The following is a 19,899-nucleotide window of genomic DNA, read 5'->3' on the forward strand; positions in this document are numbered from 1 at the left end:
CCCCTTCATGCCTCGGCAGGCGACAGCCAGTCATCCAAGCGCGCCTGAGCCTCCTCCACCCCCTGACGTTTGAGTGCCGAGAATAGCTGCACGCTGACCAGGTCTTCCCACTCCTGCAGGCGCTGACGCACCTGCAGCAGGCTGCTCTTGGCCGCCCCGGACTTGAGCTTGTCCGACTTGGTCAGCAAGATGTGCACCGCCATATCCTTCTCGTCGGCCCAGCCCAGCATCATCTCGTCAAATTCGCTGAGGGGGTGGCGCACATCCATGACCAGCACCAGCCCTTGCAACGACGTGCGACGCTGCAAATACTCAGCCAGGTGACGTTGCCATTCGAGCTTGACCTTTTCCGGCACCTTGGCAAAGCCATAACCGGGAAGATCGACCAGGCGTCGCGACTCATCCCCCCCGAGGTCGAAGAAATTGATCAACTGGGTGCGCCCGGGGGTCTTGGAGGTGCGCGCCAGTGCTTTTTGCTGAGTTAGCGTATTGATTGCGCTAGACTTTCCCGCATTGGAGCGCCCTGCAAAAGCGACTTCTCTACCCTGATCGGCGGGGCAATGCGCCAGCGTGGGCGCACTGATCATGAAACGGGCGGTGTGATAATTGAGGCGGGTCACGATAAATCTCGTCATAGTTACGATGTTGGAACACCCACCGGCCAAAGGTGCGGCATTATGGCTACGTTTCCGCGGCCGAGTGGATTCGATATACTACCTGCATATTTTATTTCGCGCCGGGTCGAACTAGGATGCGTAAGTGAATTGACGCCTTCGAGCATGGCACTTGCATCATATCGGCAGCGCACCGGTCGAGCAGCATGGCACTAGGCTCGATGCCGGATACCAACACCAGACACAACGAAACGGCATAGTGAAATCGCGATGAGAAAGTTACTGGTAAGCTTGGCAATGGTCATGGGGTTCTCGACAATGGCGCAGGCAGCGGCCGAAGGCGATCCTGCCGCCGGCAAGGAAAAAGCGCAGGTCTGCACGGCATGCCATGGTCAGCAAGGCGTCAGCGCCGCGCCCACTTTTCCCAACCTGGCAGGTCAGCATCCCAACTATCTGATGAAGCAGACTATCGAGATTCGTGACGGCGTGCGCCCGGTGCCGCAAATGGCGGGGATCGTCGATAACCTCGATGAACAGGATATCGCCGACCTGTCGGCCTTCTACGCCAACCAGGAACCCAACCTGGGTCAGGCCGATCCGGCGCTCGTCGATCGTGGGAAAAGCCTGTACAAGTCCGGCGATCTCGCCAAGGGCATTCCCGCCTGTATGGGTTGCCACATGCCCACCGGCGCCGGCGTCAACTCGGCCAAGTTCCCGGCGCTCTCCGGACAGCATCCGGAATACACCGTCTCGACCCTCCAAGCCTACGCCAAGGGCGAACGTAGCAACGATCCCAATGCCATCATGCGGGGTATCGCCTCCAAGATGAGTGACGCGGATATGGAAGCTGTCGCCAGTTATGTGAACGGCTTGCATTGATCCACTGCCGGAAAACCAGGTTAAAAGGCGGCTTCGGCCGCCTTTTGGCATTTTCCGGCATGGCCTTTATCGCCTAAGATAGCTCGACACCAGGATAGGATGACCATCTGCCGTGTCATAATCTTTCTTGAACCGAATCTGTGTGTTTTCAGGAGCGCTGACAAATGTTGAAACAATGGATCGCTATCGTTGCCGGGCTGAGTCTTTCGACACTGGCCGCGGCGGCACCGGTAGCAGGTCAGGATTATCAAGTGCTGGATTCCCCGGTCGAGACTAACGTGGAAGAAGGCCAGATCGAGGTCACCGAGGTGTTCTGGTATGGCTGCCCGCATTGCTACGATCTGGAAGAACCGCTGGACGCCTGGGTTACTGAACTACCGGACGATGTCGTCTTCGAGCGTCTACCGGCAACCATGGGCGATGTCTGGGTTCGTCATGCGACAGCCTTCTTCGCTGCGCAGCAGCTCGGTATACTCGACAAGGTACATAGCGATTTCTTCGACGCCATTCACCAAGACGGCAAGCAGCTGACCGACATCGACGATATCGCGGCGTTCTTCAGCAACTACGGCGTCAGCGAGGAAGAAGCCAAGAAGGCCCTGACCTCCTTTGGTGTAAAAAGTCAGATCAACAGGGCGCATGCCAAGATGCGTGGCTATAAGCTGATGGGAGTTCCGGCTCTGGTCGTCGATGGTCGCTATGTCGTTACACCCAACAGTGCGGGTAGCCTCGAGAACATGCCCCAGATTGCCGGCGAGTTGATCGACAAGGTGCGTAGCGAACAACCCGGTCAGGAAGAAGCACAAGGGGAATGATGCAGTGACGCATGCCCTGGCAACGAGTAGCGATCATGATCTCACGCTACGCTTGCTGACCTTCAACCTTCAGGTCGGCATTCAAACGTCGGCCTATCATCATTATCTGACGCGTAGTTGGCAGCATCTCTTGCCCCATCGCAAGCGCCGTGGTCGGCTGGATATCATGGCCAAGGTGCTGGGCGACTTCGATATCGTCGGACTGCAGGAGATCGATGGCGGCAGTTTCCGCTCGAGCAACGTCAATCAACTCGAATACCTGGCCCAGCGCGCCGGCTTCCCTTACCACTATCAACAGCTCAACCGCAACCTGGGGCGCGTCGCCCAGCACAGTAACGGTCTGTTGTCACGCCTGCAGCCCCAGCATGTTCAAGAGCATCGCCTGCCGGGCACCCTGCCCGGGCGCGGCGCCATTCATGTGCGTTATGGCCAAGGCCCCGACGCCTTGCATGTGTTCGTGGCCCACCTGGCACTGAGCCGTCGCGGAAGGATTCGCCAGCTCGACTATCTGAGTGAACTCATCACGCCTCTGAAGCATGTGGTGGTCATGGGGGATCTCAACTGCACACCGGATCAACTGAATGCGCATTCGCGTTTTTGTTTATCGTTACCGCTTCACCCGGTACGCCCCTTGCTCAGCTATCCTGCCTGGCAGCCTCGACGCGCCCTGGATCATATCCTACTGTCCCCGAGTCTAACAGCGGAAGCGCCCAAGGCGCTGGATCAATTGTTCTCCGATCATCTGCCACTGTCCGTGAACATTCACCTACCGGCGGCTTGCTACAAGGCGGTGTATTTTCCTCACATGCAGTGAATACTTGTGCTGCTGAGGATGCCCTACGCTGCCATTGAACCCAAGTACTGCTTGAGCAGATACAATGTGACAATCGTGCTTGATGCCATACTTGCCAAGCATCGACACGACTTGCACCCCCTTCAAGAGGATTTCATGATGCGCGCCTCCTCTTTGCCCCGCCCCCTGGCGTGGATCGATACCTTGACCGACTATCTGGGAAAGGCGCTGACCTGGCTCGTGCTGATCATGATGCTGACCGAGTTCCTGATCGTGGTACTGCGCTATTTGTTCAACTTCAGCAATACGCCGTTGCAGGAATCCGTGATGTATTTGCATGCGACGGTTTTCCTGCTCGCAGCGGCTTATACCTTGAAGCACGATGGGCATGTGCGCGTCGATATTTTCTATCGCGGCATGTCAGCGAAGAAAAAAGCCTGGGTCGATCTGCTGGGCACGTTATTCCTGTTGCTTCCGGTGATGATCTTCACGCTGTTGTTGAGTCTTGGCTATGTGGACAAGTCCTGGCGCATCCTGGAAGGCTCGCCGGAGCCCGGCGGCCTTCCCGGTGTATTCCTGCTCAAGACCTTGATTCCTCTTTTCGCCGTTTTGATGTCCTTGCAGGGACTCGTCGAACTCCTGCGCAATGCGTTGATCATTCGCGGTTCCAGGCCAATGGATGACGATCCCGACCAGCCCGAGGAGTATCTATGATGCTGGAGCTCATGCCTCTCGTGCTGTTCGCCGTCATCTGTGTAGTATTGATGTTCGGCTATCCGGTTGCCCTGTCTTTAGCCGGTACCGCCCTGGCCTTTGCCGGGCTGGGGATGGGCCTGCAAACGATGGGCATCGACGCGCATTTCGATAGCAGCTTCCTGTCTGCCTTTCCCAATCGTCTTTACGGCATCATGACCAATCAGACGCTACTGGCGGTGCCGCTATTCGTCTTGATGGGCGTGTTGCTGGAAAAGTCCAAGGTCGCCGAAACTCTGCTTGATGCCATGGCCTTGCTGTTCGGGTCGCTGCGCGGCGGCTTGGGTATTTCGGTGACCCTGGTCGGCATGCTGTTGGCCGCGTCCACCGGCATCGTCGGCGCCACCGTGGTCACCATGGGACTGTTGTCGCTGCCGACCATGTTGAAGCGCGGCTACAGCATGTCCTTGGCTACCGGCACCATCTGCGCCACCGGGACTCTGGGGCAGATCATTCCCCCTTCCATCGCTCTGGTTCTTCTCGGGGATGTGCTGTCCTCGGCTTACCAGCAGGCTCAGCTGACGATGGGCATCTTCAGTCCCAAGACGGTCTCGGTGGGGGATCTGTTCATGGGCGCCCTGGTGCCCGGTCTGATACTGGTGATGCTGTATATCGCCTATGTGGCCATCATTGCTTGGCTCAAGCCTGCGGCCGCTCCCCCGGCGAATCGGGATGAACTCATGACCGAACTCGGTCATCAAGGCGGCTTGGGCACCCTGCTGCTCAAAGGGCTGATACCGCCTATCCTGCTGATCATTGCCGTATTGGGATCCATCCTGGGCGGCCTTGCCACGCCGACGGAAGCCTCAGCGGTAGGCGCCTTCGGCGCATTGATATTGGCACTGGCCTATCGCAAGCTGGATTTCGCCACCCTCAAGGACGCGCTGATGTCCACCACCCGTGTCACCAGCATGGTGTTCTTGATCTTGATCGGAGCGGCGCTGTTTTCTCTGGTGTTTCGCGCCTACGGAGGGGAGGAGTTGATACAGGATCTGTTCAACGACATGCCCGGGGGCGTGGTGGGCGCGACTCTGGTAGTCATGCTGGTCATCTTCCTACTCGGTTTCATTCTCGATTTCATCGAGATCACCTTCGTGGTGGTGCCCATCATCGGCCCGATCCTGCTGGCGATGGGTCTCGATCCGATCTGGCTCGGCATCATGATCGCCATCAACCTGCAGACCTCGTTTCTGACGCCACCCTTCGGTTTCGCGCTGTTCTACCTACGTGGCGTGGCACCCGCCTCGGTGCCCACTACCGCCATCTATCGCGGAGTCGTACCCTTCATCATGTTACAGCTCGCCATGCTGGTAGCCCTGGCGTTCTTCCCGGGGCTGGCCACCTGGCTGCCGAATAATTTCTGAATACAAACATTTATACATCGATTTCCTAGCCTATGCGGGTGGCGGCCAGTAGCTTAACCCACTCCACCATCGGCGCAGGGAAAAGCCCCAGCAATACCATCAATAGTGCCAAGCCAAGCACTACCACGCCACCGGCCCGTACACCCCAGTCGTGCGGGGCATCGCGGCTTTGCATGCCGGGCTCGAGCAGAAACAGCGTCACCATCACGCGCAGATAATAATAGAGCCCGATGGCGCTGCCCAGGATAATGCCGCCGACCAGCCACCAGCGCTGGGCCTCGACGCCAAGGGCAATGACGTAAAACTTACCGATAAATCCGGCGGTGGATGGAATTCCTGCCAAGGACAGCATGCTCACGGTCAGCACGGCGGTCAGATAAGGACGCCGCCAGAATAGGCCGCGATAGTGATGCAGCGCTGAGGCATCCGCCCCACCGTAGGGGCTGGAGATCAAGGTGATGACACCGAACGCGGCCAATACCGTCACGACGTAGGTAATGAGATAGATGCCCGCGGTTTCCAGCGCCAGACCGTCGCTGACCACCAACGTGATCATCAGATAACCGAAATGAGCGATCGATGAATAGGCCAGCAGGCGCTTGAGATCGGACTGGGTCAGGGCCAGTAGATTACCGATGATCATGGTCAGCAATGCCAGCACGGTCAGCGTCTGATGCAGCCACTCCCCCTGAAAGGCGGGCGCGGCGATGACCAGACGCACTAGAACAACGAATGCGGCGACCTTGCTGGCGGTCGCCAGGAACGTCGCTGCGGGCCCCGGGCCACCTTCATACACATCCGGCGCCCACAGATGAAACGGCACGATGGAGAGCTTGAAGCCAAGGCCTACCAGCATCATGCCGGCACCTGCCAGCGCCCAGATATCGGTATTGTTCCCAAGGCCCGCCGTCAAGCCCGCCAGATCCAGACGTCCACTCTGAGCATACAGAAGCGCCATGCCGAAGAGCAGGAAGGCGGTTGCCGCTGCGGAGAGGATCAGATACTTGATGCCCGCTTCCAGGGAGCGGCGTTCATGAAAAGCATAGGCCAGCATGCCGTAAAGCGGCATGGACAGAAGCTCCAGCCCGAAGAACAGCGTTGCAAGGTGCTGGCTCGACGCCAGCACCATGGCACCGGCGACAGAACACAGCAGCAGCAGATAGAACTCTTCGGCAGGGCCCTCGTAGTGCTCCAGATAAGCATGTCCCAGAGTGGTACAGGCCAGGGCCGAGACCAGAATCAAGGCAGCGGCAAAGATGCTCAGACCATCGATGACCAGCAGTGGCGTTTCGATGGGCGTTACCCGCCAGACGATCAGCAACGAGAGTAGAGCCAGGTTGAGCCCGATGGCGGTGACGAGAGCCGAGGCAGCATGATGGCGACGCCAGGCGATACCCAGCATCACCACGATGGCCGTCGCGCACACCAGAATCAATGGCAAAAGCGCAACCAGATGGGTCGTCGTCAACGTCATGAGGCCCTCGTCGGCAAGATGGTGGACGTAAGCGCCGGATCAGCGAACAGGCGTTGGATTTCACTCATGGCGGCGCCGCTGGTCTCGAGCAGCGGTTGCGGATAAAGGCCGAACAACAGCACCAACGCCAGTATGCCCAGCAACATGACATATTCTCGGTGATCGAGTCCTGCAAGCGGCTCCTCACTCTTGGCGGGGCCATAGTGCACGCGCTGCATCAAGAACAGCGAATAGATAGCCGCCAGCACCAATCCGACACTGGAAATAGCCACCACCCAGGGCGCTACTGGAAAAGTGCCGAACAGCACCATGAACTCACCGATGAAGTTCGCTGTACCCGGCATCCCCAGGGATGCAACAACAAAGAACAGGGAAAATCCTGGCAGACTGCCCAGACGACCCCATAAACCACCCATCTGGGTCATATCGCGGGTATGCAGTCGCTCATAGATCTGCCCACTCAGAATGAACAACCCTGCGGCAGAGAACGCATGGGCCACCATCAGCATTATGACCCCCTGCAGTGCCAATTGGGTGCCGGCATAGATACCAATCAGGACGAAGCCCATGTGCGAGATACTGGTATAGGCGATCAGACGCTTCATATCCTGCTGGCCGCAGGCCAGCAGGGCGCCGTAGAAGATGCCCACCACCCCTAGCGCCATGGCGACCGGCGCGAAGGCCTGGGACGCTTCGGGAAATAAGGGCAGAGTGAAACGCAGCATGCCGTAGGCAGCGGTCTTGAGCAGAATACCCGCCAGATCGACGCTGCCCGCGGTAGGCGCCTGAGCATGAGCGTCCGGCAACCAGCCGTGCAGTGGGACCACCGGCAGCTTGACCGCAAAGGCGATGAAGAAGCCCAGCATCAGCCACATTGCCAGCTCGTCCGACAGCGGCGCATTGCGCAAGTCGTCGTAGCTGAAGGAATAGACACCTGTCGTGGCATGGTGAGCAAAGGCCAGACCTAGAATGGCGACCAGCATCAACAAGCCGCTGGCCTGGGTATAGATGAAGAACTTGGTAGCAGCACCGATACGTGTCTTACCCTTGGAACCGCTATGCCCCCAAAGGGCAATCAGGAAATACATCGGCACCAGCATCAGTTCCCAGAAAAAGAAGAACAGGAACAGATCGATCGCCAGGAACACGCCGACGACACCCCCGAGAATCCACAGCAGATTGAGATGGAAGAAGCCGACACGGCCAATGATCTCCTTCCAGGAACACACGACCGCCAGAAGACCAAGAAAGCCGGTCAGGGCAATCAGGATCAGTGACAGTCCATCCAGCGCCAGGTGAATGTCGATACCGAAACGCGGAATCCAGGGAGTCCGCCATTCCAGGACCCATTGGGTCGCTCCGTCGCTGCCCATCTGAGGCAGTTGAAAATCGCCGCCCCACCATAGCCACAGCGTGAGCAACAATTCTAACGCCATGGTCCCCAGGGCAAGCCACCGAGGCGCCATGTTGCCTAGCCGTTCGGCTTGCCAACACAGCAGCCCACCAATAAAGGGAATCAGGATCAGCCAGACCAGCGTCATATGCGTCGTGTTCCTTGTTCGTGTGATCTCAACTCACATCCTTGCATGTTCTGTACCGCAGGTTTTCAGCGCACTTTTCTTCATCGCTTCAGGGCACCAGGGCCAACGCGAGCAGGATGAGCGTCGCGCCGGCGACCATCGACGTGGCGTAGAAACGCAACTTGCCGGTCTGCGTCTTTGAAAGCCCTCGATGCAGCAACCAGGCAAGTCGGGCGAGGAGGGTGAAGGTTCCATCGATGGTGTCGCCACGCATGATCCTGACCAGACCGCGATAGGGTTTCACCAGCAATCGATCATAGAGCCCGTCGATGCCCCAGGCACGATTCCAGAACGACCATAGCCAGGTGCCCCAGCCACTCGCCGTGCACTTGGCAAGCCAGCCGCGCCGACGCAGATACAGCCAGGCGCCAACGGCAATACCACCGACTGCCACCACTGCCGCGACGATCTCCAGCATCAGATGCCAGAACTCTTCTCCCTCGGCCGGAGCCGGCAATACATTCTCCAGCGGCGGTGTAATCCAGGCGCCCAGAAAGGTCGAAAGCAGTGCCAGTACGATCAGCGGCAATCCGTGTACGAAGCCGCGTCCAGCCTTGGCGTGTCGGGCATTGTCACTCTTCGAGTCGCCATGAAAGGTCAGGATGATCAGGCGCACGGTGTACAGGGAGGTCAAGAAAGCGCCGATCATGCCTGCCAGCAATAGCCCACCGTGATCAGTAACCAGCTCCTGCCAGAGAATCTCGTCCTTGCTGTAGAAACCGGAGGAAACCAGCGGCAACGCCGCCAGCGCGGAACCGCCGATGAGGAAGCCGGCATAGGCCAGGGGCAGCCGTTTCCATAGCCCGCCTAGACGACGCATGTCCTGCTCGTGATGACAGCTGATGATGACCGCCCCGGCGGACAGGAACAGCAGCGCCTTGAAGAACGCATGGGTCATCAGGTGGAAGATCGCCGCATCGAAGGCGCCTGCCCCCAGCGCCAGGAACATGTAGCCGATCTGGCTCATGGTTGAGTAGGCCAGTACACGCTTGATATCGGTCTGGGCCAAGGCGGCAAAACCAGCCATCAATAGCGTTAGAGCACCGATGATACCGGTCAACTCGAGGACGTCCGGCGCCAACAGGAACACCCCGTTCATGCGCGCGATCAGGTAGACCCCGGCGGTCACCATGGTGGCCGCGTGGATCAGTGCCGAGACCGGAGTCGGACCGGCCATGGCGTCCGCCAGCCAGGTATGCAGCGGTAACTGCGCCGACTTGCCTACAGCGCCACCCAGCATCAATAGTGCTGCCAACTCTACCGTCGGATCGCCTTCAGCCCATACTTCGGGCGCGCGCCGAAGGATTTCGGCGATGTCCAGAGTGCCGAGTTCGAAGAACAGCAGGAACATGCCGATGGCAAGAAACACATCACCGATGCGGGTGACGATGAAGGCCTTGAAGGCGGCCCAGCCATTGGCGGAGTGCTGATAGTAGTAGCCGATCAGAAGATAGCTGCACAGGCCGACCCCTTCCCAGCCGAGGAACAGCAGCAGCAGATTGTCGCCGAGTACCAATAACACCATGCTGAACACGAACAGGTTCATGTAGGCATAGAAGCGGGTGATGCCTTCCTCGCCCTGCATGTACCAGGCGGCGAACAGGTGGATCAGAAAACCGACGCCGGTGATGATGCCCAGCATGGTCATGGACAGGCCATCCAGCGCCAGCCCGATGCTTGGCTGGAAGTCTTCCACACTGATCCACTGCCACAGGGTGACATTGTAGACCTGCGGCTCGGCGATGAATTGCAGCGCAATAAGCAGCGTGGCCAAAGCCGACAGGCCCAGACTCGCAACCCCTACCGTAGCGCTGGCGCGCTCATTCAAGCGCCCATTGGAGAGCGACAGGATCAGAGTACCCGCGAGCGGCAACAGAAACGTCAAGGACAAGAGTAGCGACATCGAGAGTTCCATCATCCACGCATCCTGCTGACGGCATCGGTATCAAGCGTTCTGAACCGGTGATTGAGCTGCAACAACAAGGCCAAGCCCACACTGGCTTCCGCTGCGGCCAGGGTAATCACCAGCAGGAACATGGCCTGGCCTTCGGGTTGCCCCCAGGCCGTTCCACCCACGATGAAGGCGAGTCCCGCGGAATTGAGCATGATCTCCAGGCTCATCAGGATAAAGATCATGTTGCGGCGAAACATCAGCCCTGCCAGGCCCAGCGTAAACAGCATTGCCGCCAACACCAGGCCATGTTCCATCGGTACACCGCTCATGACGACTCCTTCCGCGCGCCGGTTTCCTTGTGCATTGACGGCTTTTCCGGTGCCGACAACCGTCCCACATGGGACGCCGTCACCAGAGCCGCCAACAAGAGCATTGCCGCCAACTCGACGATAAGCAGCCAGGGCCCGAACAGCGTCGTGCCCACTTCCTTGGCGGTCAGGGTATCGCCCTGAATGACCTTGCCGATGTCGCCTAACCACAAGGTGGCGATCAGCGTCAGCAACAGCACTGCCGCCAGCACTGATGGCCCTAGCCAGGCCTTAGGCTTGAGCCAGGCGCGCTCCTGGGCCACCACCGCCTCCCCCAGATTGAGCATCATCACCACGAAGACAAACAGCACCATGATCGCGCCGGCATAGACGATGATCTCGAGCGCACCAGCGAAAGGCGCTCCAAGCGCGAAGAACACGATGGCCACGGCGATCAGTGACACGATCAGATAGAGTAGCGCATGAACCGGGTTGGTATTGGTGATGACCCCGAGCGTTGCCAGCACCGCGACGAGACCACTGAGATAGAAGGCGACTTCCATTTTTGCTTTCCCGCTAGTGAATCCAACTTATGGCAGAAGCGACGTGACGTTCACCGGCTCTTCTTCGTTCTGCGCGCGGCCCTTGTCCTTACCGGCGATGGCAAGGCCGGCCACCTTGTAGAAGTGGTAGTCGTGATCCTTGCCTGGGCCGCTGATGAGCAGATCTTCCTTTTCGTAGACCAGCTCTTGCCGACGATACTCGCCCATCTCGAAATCCGGCGTCAGTTGAATCGCAGAAGTCGGACACGCCTCTTCGCACATGCCGCAATAAATGCAACGTGAGAAATTGATGCGAAAGAACTCGGGATACCAACGCCCATCGTCCTTCTCGCCCTTCTGTAGTGAAATACAGGCTACCGGACAAGCCACCGCGCACAGGTTGCAGGCCACGCAGCGCTCTTCACCATCCGGGTCCCGGGTCAGCACGATGCGACCGCGATAGCGCGGCGGTAGATAGACCTTCTCTTCCGGATAATTGAGTGTTTCCCGTTTGCGAAAGGCATGCATGAACATCATGCCCAGGGTACGCAATTGTGACCAGGTACCTTTAAACAGCCAGGTAAGCATTGTCAGTCACTCCTCGCTCATTCCGGCGCCGCGAGCAGAATCGCCGCGCCGGTTATCAATAGATTGATCAAGGTCAGCGGCAGGCAGATCTTCCAACCGAAACTCATCACCCGATCGTAGCGCGGCCGGGGCAGCGACGCCCGCACCAGGATGAACAGCACCAGGAAAAACCCGGTCTTGAGTGCGAACCAAACGATCGGGGGCAACAAGGGGCCATGCCAGCCGCCAAAAAACAGAGTGACGGTCAGCGCCGACACCAGCACCATGCCGACATACTCGCCAATGAAGAACATACCGAACTTCATGCTCGAATATTCAACGTGGTAACCGTCCGCCAGCTCTTGTTCCGCCTCGGGCTGATCGAAGGGATGGCGATGCACCACCGCGAAGCCGGCGATGATAAAGTTGCAGAAGCCTAGAAATTGCGGAACGACATACCACAGCCCTTGCTGGGCGTTAACGATCTCCCGCATGTTGAAGGAGCCGGCCATGGCCACCACGCCCATCAAGGCCAGTCCCATGAACACCTCGTAGGAAATCGTCTGGGCCGAGGAGCGCATGGCGCCGATCAGGGCATACTTGTTACCGCTGGACCAGCCGCCTAGCAGGACCGAATAGACATTGATGCCGCCCATGGCCAAGAAGAACAAGAGACCAATGTTCCAATCCGCCACATACCAGTTCGGCGTGAACGGGATGATGATGAAAGACAGCAGCAACGAGGCCATGGCGATGGCCGGCGCCAGAATGAACAAGGTGCGATCGGCGAAGGGCGGTATCCAATCTTCCTTGAAGAAGATCTTGATCATGTCGGCGATCAGCTGCAACGAGCCGAACGGCCCTACTCGATTGGGTCCGTAGCGATCCTGCCACAGCCCCAACAGGCGCCGCTCGATTACGGTCATGACGGCACCGAGCAAGACGGCAGCAAGCATAATGACCAGCGCCTGAGCCATGGCCACGAAGACCGCAATGACTTGAGGAGTCAGCCAGCTCATGAACGATCTCCCGCACCACCCGCTTGCGCGTCATCTTGTCGAGGATTGTCGCCCGTGACAACCGGATGCTTCTGTCCTCGGGACAGACGTGCCCAGTCCCCACTGTGCAGCGCACTGGTCGTGCCCTTCGGCACCCCGATCACCCCGGCAGGTAGCGCCGCGTCAAGGCACAACGGCAGAACGAGTCGACCAGTCGACGTTTCCACCATGAGAGGTTCTCCCTCGGCAACCCCCAGGCGTTGAGCATCATCCACGGAAAGCGTCAGGGTCGCGGGAGGAGTGCGCTCGGCAATCGGCTTAGCTCGGGAAGATGTTTCGTCACCTCCGAACAGACGCGGTAGACATACCACCTGCCATTCGTCATCGCGGGTACTGAATCCTTTCGGCACCCCTTGCGCATACTCGTATTGTCCGGGACGAGGGTGCAACAGCCGTATCCCAGGATCGCCGGCACGTAGATGGCCACCCACCTCGTCGGTGAACTTGTTCCAGGCCTGAGGCGAATTCCAGCCCGGCGCCCAGGCGAAGGCCACTTCCTTGCGTGGCCGATCGAAGCCGTTATAACCCTCCATGGAAAAGGCGAAAGGAGTGTCGGGATCCTGAGGTACCCGCGGCTCGCTGACACTCAGATTGGCACGCATCGCAGTGCGACCACTATAACGATGCGGCTCTCGGGCCAGCTTGAGTCCTTGCACACGATAGTCGGCGTTTCGGGACGCCTCGACGATATCCGCCAGGGCTGGACTCTGCCGCGCGCAGGACTCGATCACGTCATCGAGGACCACACGCTTGGATTCGTACCGGGCCAGGCTTGCTCCCAGGGTGTACAGCCAGCGCCAGCTCTCGTGGATACGGGTTTCAGGACGGATATAGCGTGGATCGAACACCTGGAAGAAACGCTGCGCCCTGCCCTCGAAATTGACCAGGGTGCCGTCGGCCTCGGCGAAGCTCGCCGCCGGCAACCCCAGGTTGGCGTGTTCCCAGATCGCGGTACGCTGATGATCGAGAGCGATGACGGTGTCGGCTGCCTTCAAGGCCGCTTTGATTCGCGCCTGAGGCAGGCGCTGATAGAGATCGTTTTCGAGCACCACTACCGCATCGGCGTTGTGCGCCTCCAGCTCGTCCAGCGCCCACTCCAGGGACTGGCCACCCAACAGCGCCAAGCCGGTACTATTGACTTCATTGCGGATCAGGGACAGTCCACCTCGACGCGCGCGCCGTGCCAAGGCCCGCGCGATATTACCCGCCGCCTCCAGTATGGCCAGCGAGCCCAAGGAGCCACCACTGATGACCAACGGACGTTGGGCCGCCAGTAGTGCTGCGGCGATGCGCTCGGCCTCGCTACGCATGGCCTCATCGAGATCCTCGACAGCCGGCGCCGAATCATCGATGGCATGGGCGATCGCAAAGCCGAGCCGGGCGATATCGTCCACCGCCAGCGCCCAGCTCGATTGGCTGATCTGATCGAGCCCGGTACAGGTTGGATAGGCGCTAAACAGCGGATGACGCGCATCCTGGCCCAGCGTCTTGACGGCTTCGGCATTCCAGTCCGGGATACTACGCCCTTGAGCCAGTTCATCACGACGACCAAGCACTGCCTGACGGACTGCCAACCCCACCCGGGCGGCGCTCTGAATCAGATCCTCTCCCAGCACCAACACCGCATCATGTTCTTCGATATCGCGCAGTGTCGGCGTGGGTAGTCCAGACTCGCGATTGAGCCGAGCCATGGTCTCAAGACAGGCCTGCTCATTGGCGACGATGCCGGTTGAAAAGTTCTCCTCTCCTACCAGTTCGCGTAGCTGATGATTGCTCTCGAGACTTGCCCGGGGCGAGCCGATGCCGATCACCCGGCGCGCGCTGCGCAAGAGATCCGCGCCCCGATCCAGGGCGGCGTCTACTTCCAGGGTGACACTCTCGTCCTCCATATCGCTGCGCCATTCCGGCAGTCGCGGACGATCGGCGCGATTGACATAGCCATAGCCGAAGCGCCCCCGATCGCATAGAAAATAGCGATTGAGCTCGCCGTGATAGCGATTCTCGATGCGACGGATATCGCCGTAGCGCTCGCCGGGACTGATGTTGCAACCCACCGAGCACTGATGGCAGATGCTCGGGGCAAATTGCAGATCCCACTTGCGGGTGTAATGGTCAGAATGGGTCTGATCGGTAAACACCCCGGTGGGGCACACCTCGGTCAGGTTGCCGGAAAAGACACTTTCCAGTACGCCCTCTTGGTAGCGCCCGAAATAGAGATTGTTGTTCATACCGAAGACGCCGAGATCGTCGCCGCCGGCATAGTCATTATAGAAACGCACGCAGCGATAGCAGTTGATGCAGCGGTTCATCTCGTGGCCGATGAAGGGGCCCAGATATTGATTGCGGTGGGTGCGTTTGCGAAAGCGATAGCGACGGCGATCATGACCGGTCATGACCGTCATGTCCTGCAGATGGCAGTGCCCCCCCTCCTCGCAGACCGGGCAATCGTGAGGGTGATAGGTCATCAACCATTCGATGACATTCTTGCGAAACGCCTTGGCCTCCTCGTCGTCGATGGAGATCCAGGTGTCATCCGTCGCCGGGGTCATGCAGGACATCACCAGCATGCCCTTGTCGTCATCCTTGTCCTTATACTGCTTGACCGCGCACTGCCGGCAGGCGCCGACACTACCCATGGCCGGGTGCCAACAAAAATAAGGAATATCCAGCCCCAGGGATAGGCAGGCCTGGAGCAGATTATCCGAGCCGTCGACCTCGAAGGCCTGGCCATCCACATGAATCGTTGCCATCTACAATGCTCCCAGGCTGTTCTTCATACCTCACCCACAGGAATCGGATCCTCATGAGCGGCGCGCCGACGATGCGCGATACCCGCTTCGAACTCATGACGAAAATGCCTGATCGACGACTCCAGCGGCATCGCCGCCCCGGGCGCATGGGCACAGAAGGTCCGTCCCGGCCCGAGATCCGTGGCCAGGCTCTCGAGTAGTTCGATGTCGCCCTGCTCGCCCTCGCCCCGTTCCAGGGACTGCAGAATCTTGTGCGTCCAGGGCAGGCCGTCGCGACAAGGCGTGCACCAGCCACAGGATTCCCGGGCGAAGAAGGCCTCGAGGTTGCGCACCAGGGAGACCACGCTCTGATCCTCGGTCACCACGGTCAGAAGGCCGGTGCCTAGGCGACTGCCGTATTGGCCGATGGTATCGAAATCCAGCGCCAATTCGAGGTGCTCGGGCAATAGAAAGCCGGTACTGCCGCCGCCAGGCAACCAGGCCTTGAGTGCCCGATCGTCCTGCACGCCCCCAGCGCGATCGAGAAGTTCCGCCGCGCTGGTCCCGATCGGCAGCTCCCATAAGCCGGTGCGATTGACCCGCCCGGAGACACCGTAAAGTTTGGTTCCGCCGTCATCGCTCAAGCCACCGGAGAGTCCCTGATACCATTTAGCACCGTGCTGCATGACCGCCGGCACGTTGCACAAGGTCTCGACGTTGTTGACCACCGTCGGCTTGCCCCAGGCCCCGGACTGACCGGGAAACGGCGGCTTGTTGCGAGGGTTGGCGCGCTTGCCTTCCAGAGAATTGATCAGCGCCGTTTCTTCACCACAGATGTAGCGCCCTGCACCGGTATGCAGAGCGATGTCGAAATCGAAGCCGCTACCGGCGATATCCTTGCCCAGCCAGCCCGCGGTCCGGGCTTCATCAATCGCTCGGGCCAGGGCGTTGGCGGCTTCGATATATTCACCACGCAGAAAGATATAGCCGTAGCAGGAGTTATTGGCGTAGGCGCCGAGGATCATGCCCTCGATCAGCAGATGAGGCTGCTGCTCAAGCAAGAGGCGGTCCTTGAAGGTGCCCGGCTCCATCTCGTCGGCATTGCAGACGATATAACCACGAGGCAGGTCGCCGCCCTGCATGGTCAGGCTCCATTTCACCCCGGCAGAGAAACCACCGCCACCGCGCCCACGAACATTGGCCTCTTTCATGGTGTCGATTACATCCGAAGACGATAGCTCACCGAGCACCTTCTTGACGGCGGCATAGCCTTCCTTCTCGACGTACTCGTCGAGGCCTATCAGCGCGCCATCCTCGCGTAGTCGCCAGGTAAGCGGATGGGACTCGGCACGGCGCTCGGAGGCACTCTGGCGCAATTGGCTATGATAACGAAGGGACGCACGAGATGAGGTCATGAATACTCCTTCAAAAGCTCGGCCACGGCATCCGACGGAACGGGGCCAAAGGTATCGTCATCGATCATCATGGCCGGCCCACGATCGCAGGCGCCCAGGCAGCACACCGGCAGCAAGGTAAAGCGGCCATCCGCGGTCGTCTGGCCGAAGTCGATGCCCAGCTCGGCGGTGATGGCATCGCGCAGCTCATCGAATCCGGTCAAGAAGCACGAGCTGCTGTCGCAAATCAGGATGACATGTCGCCCCACCGGTTGCCGAAAGATCAGGCTATAGAACGTGGCTACACCCTCGACCGACGCAGTCCCCACCCCAAGCACCTCGGCAATGGCGGGAATCGCCCCGTCCGGTACCCAGCCATGACGGCGCTGAACGATCTTCAGTGCCTCGATGCAGGCCGCCTGGGGCTGCTCGTAGTGGTCACGTTCGTGCAGGATGGCAGTGCGATCCTCATCGTGCAGAACAAATCCATCGCCGTCGCTGGCGATTGCGGAATGGACATTGAGAGAGGCGTCGTCGTTCATATTCAGCGATCCACGTCGGCCATGACGAAATCGATACTGCCCAGGTGGGCAATCAGATCGGGGACGAAACCGCCCCGCATCAAGGCTGGAATATGCTGCAGATGCGGGAAGCTCGGGGTGCGAATCCGGGTACGATAACTCATGGTATTGCCGTCACTGGTCAGGTAGTAGCTGTTGATGCCCTTGGTCGCCTCGATCATTTGCATCGATTCATTGGGCTTCAGTACCGGCCCCCAGGAGACCTGTAGAAAGTGCGTGATCAAGGTCTCGATGTGTTGCAGCATACGCTCACGAGGCGGGGGCGTGGTCAAGGGATGATCCGCCTTGTAATCCCCCGCCGGCATATGATCGAGACACTGCTGAATGATACGCAGGCTCTGACGCATCTCGTCGATACGCACCTGGCCACGATCGAAGGCATCGCCGTTGTTCCCGGTCGGAATCTCGAAATCGAAGTTCTCATACCCCGAATAGGGGCGCTGCTTGCGCAGATCGAAGTCGAGTCCGGTGGCGCGCAGATTGGGGCCGGTGATACCCCAAGCCAAGGCTTCTTTCGTATCGTGGGCGGCTATGTGGCGGGTACGCTCGCGCACGATGGCGTTCTCCATCATCACTCGCTCGTACTCCCGCAGGCGCTTGGGCATCCAATCCAGGAACCCCTTGACCAGTCCTTCCCAACCCTTGGGCAGATCATGCGCCACGCCGCCGATGCGATACCAGGCCGGATGCATGCGAAAGCCGGTGATCGCCTCGATTACCTCGTAGCCCTTCTGACGGTCGGTGAAGGTAAAGAAGACCGGCGACATGGCGCCGAGATCCTGCAGATAGGTGCCCAGAAACAACAAATGACTGGTGATGCGGAACATTTCCGCCATCATCACGCGAATGGTCTTCGCCCGTTCCGTCACCTCGATGCCGGCGAGTTTCTCCACTGCCAGCACGTAGGGCAGGTTGTTCATCACCCCGCCGGTATAGTCGATGCGATCGGTATAGGGGATGAAACTGTGCCAAGACTGCCGCTCTGCCATCTTCTCGGCACCGCGATGGTGATAGCCGATGTCCGGTACGCAGTCGATGATCTCTTCGCCATCGAGCTGCAGCACGATGCGAAAGGCGCCGTGGGCCGAGGGGTGGTTGGGCCCCAGATTGAGAAACATGAATTCGCTGTCGTCGTGCCGGCGCCGCATCCCCCAGGCCTCGGGATCGAACTTGAGCGCCTGTTGCTCCTTGTCCTGGCCTTCGACGGTCAGCGTGTAAGGATCGAATTCGGTGGCCCGGGCGTGATGATCCTTGCGCAGCGGATGTCCGTTCCAGGTCGGCGGCATGAGGATGCGCGTCAGATGAGGATGTCCCTGAAAGGTGATGCCGAACATGTCCCACACTTCCCGCTCGTACCAGTTGGCGTTGGGATAGAGCGATACGATGCTGGGGAGCGACAGGTCGGCCTCATGGAGCGCCACCTTGAGAATCACATCCCGGTTACGCGATGCCGAAAGCAGATGATAAAAGACGGTGAAATCCGCCTCAGGCAGGCCCCGGCGATGACTACGCAGACGCTCGTCGACCGCCGACAGGTCATAGAGCATCTCGAAGGCCTGGGTCTTGTCGCGCAGAAACGCGAGCACGTCGGTCAGTTTATCGCGCGCCACCCAGATCACTGGCCAGCCAGTCAGGGTGGCCTGCTCCAGTACGAATTGTTCACCGAAGCGCCGTTTAAGCGCCTCGAAGATATCAGGGCTGGTCTTGAAGGTGTCGGATGACGATGTCACGACGCTCATGAAGATGAAAGCTTCCCTGGCTTGGCAATGAAACGGAGCAAATGCGCCAATTTAGATGCTATCCGGCGTACGCAATTCGGTGGCCTGAATGCGCTGCTCCCTATGCTTTTCCCGTTGTGAGGGCATCTCGGCACGATAGACACCCTGATCGCCGACCACCCAGGAAAGCGGCCTGCGCTCCTCCTGGATCGAATCCTGCAACAGCTGCAAACCATGCAGGAACGCCTCGGGGCGAGGCGGGCAGCCCGGTATATAGACATCCACCGGCAGGAACTTGTCGACCCCCTGCACTACGGAGTAGATATCGTACATGCCCCCGGAATTAGCGCAGGAGCCCATCGAGATCACCCACTTGGGCTCAAGCATCTGATCGTAAAGTTGCTGAATGACCGGCGCCATCTTGAGAAAGCAGGTACCGGCAATGACCATGAAATCCGCCTGACGCGGGGAGGCGCGAATGACCTCGGCGCCAAAGCGTGCAATATCGTGGGGTGCGGTAAACGCTGTGGTCATCTCCACGTAACAGCAGGAAAGACCAAAATTATAGGGCCACAGTGAATTCTTGCGTCCCCAGTTGACCGCCGAATGCAGCACTTCTTCGAGCTTTCCGGTAAACACGTTGCGATGAATCTGCTGTTTGACCGGATCTTCGACCCGACGACGTTCGTTCAAGGGGTAGCGGGAATTATCCGTGGCAATCGCATCGGTCGCGCGGGTCAAGGTGTAAGCCATTAGACTCCTCCAGCGAAAATCCAGCACAAGTATATGAGCGAGCGGGCCGGCATGAAAAACCGCGGAGCGCGGGGCGATAGGTC

Annotated in this window: 18 protein-coding genes; 5 read left to right on the forward strand and 13 right to left on the reverse strand. The window is 59.2% G+C overall.

Translation table 11 applies throughout. The annotated features are described in order from the left end of the window. Positions 1-5: 5 nt before the first annotated feature. Positions 6-635 carry a ribosome biogenesis GTP-binding protein YihA/YsxC gene (gene yihA / locus ACPF7Z_RS11395; RefSeq protein ID WP_425193365.1) on the reverse strand — a complete coding sequence of 210 codons (630 nt, stop codon included), beginning with the start codon at positions 633-635 and terminating at the stop codon, positions 6-8. Between the two features lie 249 nt (positions 636-884). On the opposite strand from yihA, the gene ACPF7Z_RS11400 reads away from it, so the two are divergent. From ACPF7Z_RS11400 to ACPF7Z_RS11420, 5 genes are all read left to right on the forward strand, one after another. Continuing rightward, on the forward strand, positions 885-1,493 hold the full coding sequence (locus ACPF7Z_RS11400) for a c-type cytochrome (RefSeq protein ID WP_425193366.1): 609 nt from the start codon (positions 885-887) through the stop codon (positions 1,491-1,493). A 164-nt stretch (positions 1,494-1,657) separates the two neighbouring features. Then, positions 1,658-2,308: a thiol:disulfide interchange protein DsbA/DsbL gene (locus ACPF7Z_RS11405; RefSeq protein WP_425193367.1), complete on the forward strand. Its 651-nt coding sequence runs from the start codon at positions 1,658-1,660 to the stop codon at positions 2,306-2,308. 4 nt (positions 2,309-2,312) lie between these two features. After that, on the forward strand, positions 2,313-3,122 hold the full coding sequence (locus ACPF7Z_RS11410) for an endonuclease/exonuclease/phosphatase family protein (protein WP_425193368.1): 810 nt from the start codon (positions 2,313-2,315) through the stop codon (positions 3,120-3,122). A 135-nt stretch (positions 3,123-3,257) separates the two neighbouring features. Further along, positions 3,258-3,815, forward strand: a complete 558-nt coding sequence (locus ACPF7Z_RS11415) for a TRAP transporter small permease subunit (protein ID WP_425193446.1) — start codon at positions 3,258-3,260, stop codon at positions 3,813-3,815. Next, positions 3,815-5,218, forward strand: a complete 1,404-nt coding sequence (locus ACPF7Z_RS11420) for a TRAP transporter large permease (protein WP_425193447.1) — start codon at positions 3,815-3,817, stop codon at positions 5,216-5,218. The genes ACPF7Z_RS11415 and ACPF7Z_RS11420 overlap by 1 nt, the downstream gene beginning before the upstream one ends. 25 nt (positions 5,219-5,243) lie before the next feature. On the opposite strand, the gene nuoN is transcribed toward ACPF7Z_RS11420, so the two are convergent. The 12 genes from nuoN to ACPF7Z_RS11480 form a co-directional block, all read right to left on the reverse strand. Further along, positions 5,244-6,692, reverse strand: a complete 1,449-nt coding sequence (gene nuoN, locus ACPF7Z_RS11425) for an NADH-quinone oxidoreductase subunit NuoN (RefSeq protein ID WP_425193369.1) — start codon at positions 6,690-6,692, stop codon at positions 5,244-5,246. Next, on the reverse strand, positions 6,689-8,233 hold the full coding sequence (gene nuoM, locus ACPF7Z_RS11430; RefSeq protein ID WP_425193370.1) for an NADH-quinone oxidoreductase subunit M: 1,545 nt from the start codon (positions 8,231-8,233) through the stop codon (positions 6,689-6,691). Before nuoM ends, nuoN begins: the two co-directional genes overlap by 4 nt. A gap of 88 nt (positions 8,234-8,321) precedes the next feature. Beyond that, on the reverse strand, positions 8,322-10,190 hold the full coding sequence (nuoL, locus tag ACPF7Z_RS11435) for an NADH-quinone oxidoreductase subunit L (protein WP_425193371.1): 1,869 nt from the start codon (positions 10,188-10,190) through the stop codon (positions 8,322-8,324). After that, entirely contained in the window at positions 10,187-10,495 is a 309-nt protein-coding gene (nuoK, locus tag ACPF7Z_RS11440; protein ID WP_425193372.1) for an NADH-quinone oxidoreductase subunit NuoK, read from the reverse strand. The genes nuoL and nuoK overlap by 4 nt, the downstream gene beginning before the upstream one ends. Further along, the gene (gene nuoJ / locus ACPF7Z_RS11445; protein ID WP_425193373.1) at positions 10,492-11,037 is read right to left on the reverse strand and encodes an NADH-quinone oxidoreductase subunit J; all 546 of its coding nucleotides are present in this window, start codon (positions 11,035-11,037) and stop codon (positions 10,492-10,494) included. Before nuoJ ends, nuoK begins: the two co-directional genes overlap by 4 nt. Positions 11,038-11,064: 27 nt before the next feature. After that, positions 11,065-11,604 (reverse strand): NADH-quinone oxidoreductase subunit NuoI, encoded by a 540-nt coding sequence (gene nuoI, locus ACPF7Z_RS11450; protein ID WP_425193374.1) that lies wholly within the window; start codon positions 11,602-11,604, stop codon positions 11,065-11,067. A gap of 17 nt (positions 11,605-11,621) precedes the next feature. After that, a complete protein-coding gene (gene nuoH, locus ACPF7Z_RS11455; RefSeq protein WP_425193375.1) occupies positions 11,622-12,602 on the reverse strand; it encodes an NADH-quinone oxidoreductase subunit NuoH in 981 nt (326 codons plus the stop codon). Further along, on the reverse strand, positions 12,599-15,391 hold the full coding sequence (nuoG, locus tag ACPF7Z_RS11460) for an NADH-quinone oxidoreductase subunit NuoG (protein WP_425193376.1): 2,793 nt from the start codon (positions 15,389-15,391) through the stop codon (positions 12,599-12,601). Before nuoG ends, nuoH begins: the two co-directional genes overlap by 4 nt. Before the next feature lie 23 nt (positions 15,392-15,414). Further along, positions 15,415-16,785, reverse strand: a complete 1,371-nt coding sequence (nuoF, locus tag ACPF7Z_RS11465) for an NADH-quinone oxidoreductase subunit NuoF (RefSeq protein ID WP_425193377.1) — start codon at positions 16,783-16,785, stop codon at positions 15,415-15,417. Next, positions 16,782-17,306: an NADH-quinone oxidoreductase subunit NuoE gene (nuoE, locus tag ACPF7Z_RS11470; RefSeq protein ID WP_425193378.1), complete on the reverse strand. Its 525-nt coding sequence runs from the start codon at positions 17,304-17,306 to the stop codon at positions 16,782-16,784. Before nuoE ends, nuoF begins: the two co-directional genes overlap by 4 nt. A 2-nt stretch (positions 17,307-17,308) precedes the next feature. Beyond that, positions 17,309-19,084 carry an NADH-quinone oxidoreductase subunit C/D gene (gene nuoC, locus ACPF7Z_RS11475; protein ID WP_425193379.1) on the reverse strand — a complete coding sequence of 592 codons (1,776 nt, stop codon included), beginning with the start codon at positions 19,082-19,084 and terminating at the stop codon, positions 17,309-17,311. A 51-nt stretch (positions 19,085-19,135) separates the two neighbouring features. Continuing rightward, positions 19,136-19,816: a NuoB/complex I 20 kDa subunit family protein gene (locus ACPF7Z_RS11480; protein WP_425193380.1), complete on the reverse strand. Its 681-nt coding sequence runs from the start codon at positions 19,814-19,816 to the stop codon at positions 19,136-19,138. Positions 19,817-19,899 lie beyond the last annotated feature (83 nt).

Source organism: Halomonas sp. GXIMD04776 (assembly GCF_049808615.1).
Taxonomy (GTDB): Bacteria; Pseudomonadota; Gammaproteobacteria; order Pseudomonadales; family Halomonadaceae; genus Modicisalibacter.

Bases quoted from the DNA above. Each gene is read 5' to 3' on its own strand.
- ACPF7Z_RS11415 (WP_425193446.1), top strand. From the start codon at position 3,258: ATGATGCGCGCCTCCTCTTTGCCCCGCCCCCTGGCGTGGATCGATACC.
- nuoH (WP_425193375.1), bottom strand. From the start codon at position 12,602: ATGAGCTGGCTGACTCCTCAAGTCATTGCGGTCTTCGTGGCCATGGCT.
- nuoI (WP_425193374.1), bottom strand. From the start codon at position 11,604: ATGCTTACCTGGCTGTTTAAAGGTACCTGGTCACAATTGCGTACCCTG.
- nuoG (WP_425193376.1), bottom strand. From the start codon at position 15,391: ATGGCAACGATTCATGTGGATGGCCAGGCCTTCGAGGTCGACGGCTCG.
- nuoL (WP_425193371.1), bottom strand. From the start codon at position 10,190: ATGATGGAACTCTCGATGTCGCTACTCTTGTCCTTGACGTTTCTGTTG.
- nuoK (WP_425193372.1), bottom strand. From the start codon at position 10,495: ATGAGCGGTGTACCGATGGAACATGGCCTGGTGTTGGCGGCAATGCTG.
- yihA (WP_425193365.1), bottom strand. From the start codon at position 635: ATGACGAGATTTATCGTGACCCGCCTCAATTATCACACCGCCCGTTTC.
- nuoM (WP_425193370.1), bottom strand. From the start codon at position 8,233: ATGACGCTGGTCTGGCTGATCCTGATTCCCTTTATTGGTGGGCTGCTG.
- nuoC (WP_425193379.1), bottom strand. From the start codon at position 19,084: ATGAGCGTCGTGACATCGTCATCCGACACCTTCAAGACCAGCCCTGAT.
- nuoN (WP_425193369.1), bottom strand. From the start codon at position 6,692: ATGACGTTGACGACGACCCATCTGGTTGCGCTTTTGCCATTGATTCTG.
- ACPF7Z_RS11405 (WP_425193367.1), top strand. From the start codon at position 1,658: ATGTTGAAACAATGGATCGCTATCGTTGCCGGGCTGAGTCTTTCGACA.
- ACPF7Z_RS11420 (WP_425193447.1), top strand. From the start codon at position 3,815: ATGCTGGAGCTCATGCCTCTCGTGCTGTTCGCCGTCATCTGTGTAGTA.
- nuoE (WP_425193378.1), bottom strand. From the start codon at position 17,306: ATGAACGACGACGCCTCTCTCAATGTCCATTCCGCAATCGCCAGCGAC.
- nuoJ (WP_425193373.1), bottom strand. From the start codon at position 11,037: ATGGAAGTCGCCTTCTATCTCAGTGGTCTCGTCGCGGTGCTGGCAACG.
- nuoF (WP_425193377.1), bottom strand. From the start codon at position 16,785: ATGACCTCATCTCGTGCGTCCCTTCGTTATCATAGCCAATTGCGCCAG.
- ACPF7Z_RS11480 (WP_425193380.1), bottom strand. From the start codon at position 19,816: ATGGCTTACACCTTGACCCGCGCGACCGATGCGATTGCCACGGATAAT.
- ACPF7Z_RS11400 (WP_425193366.1), top strand. From the start codon at position 885: ATGAGAAAGTTACTGGTAAGCTTGGCAATGGTCATGGGGTTCTCGACA.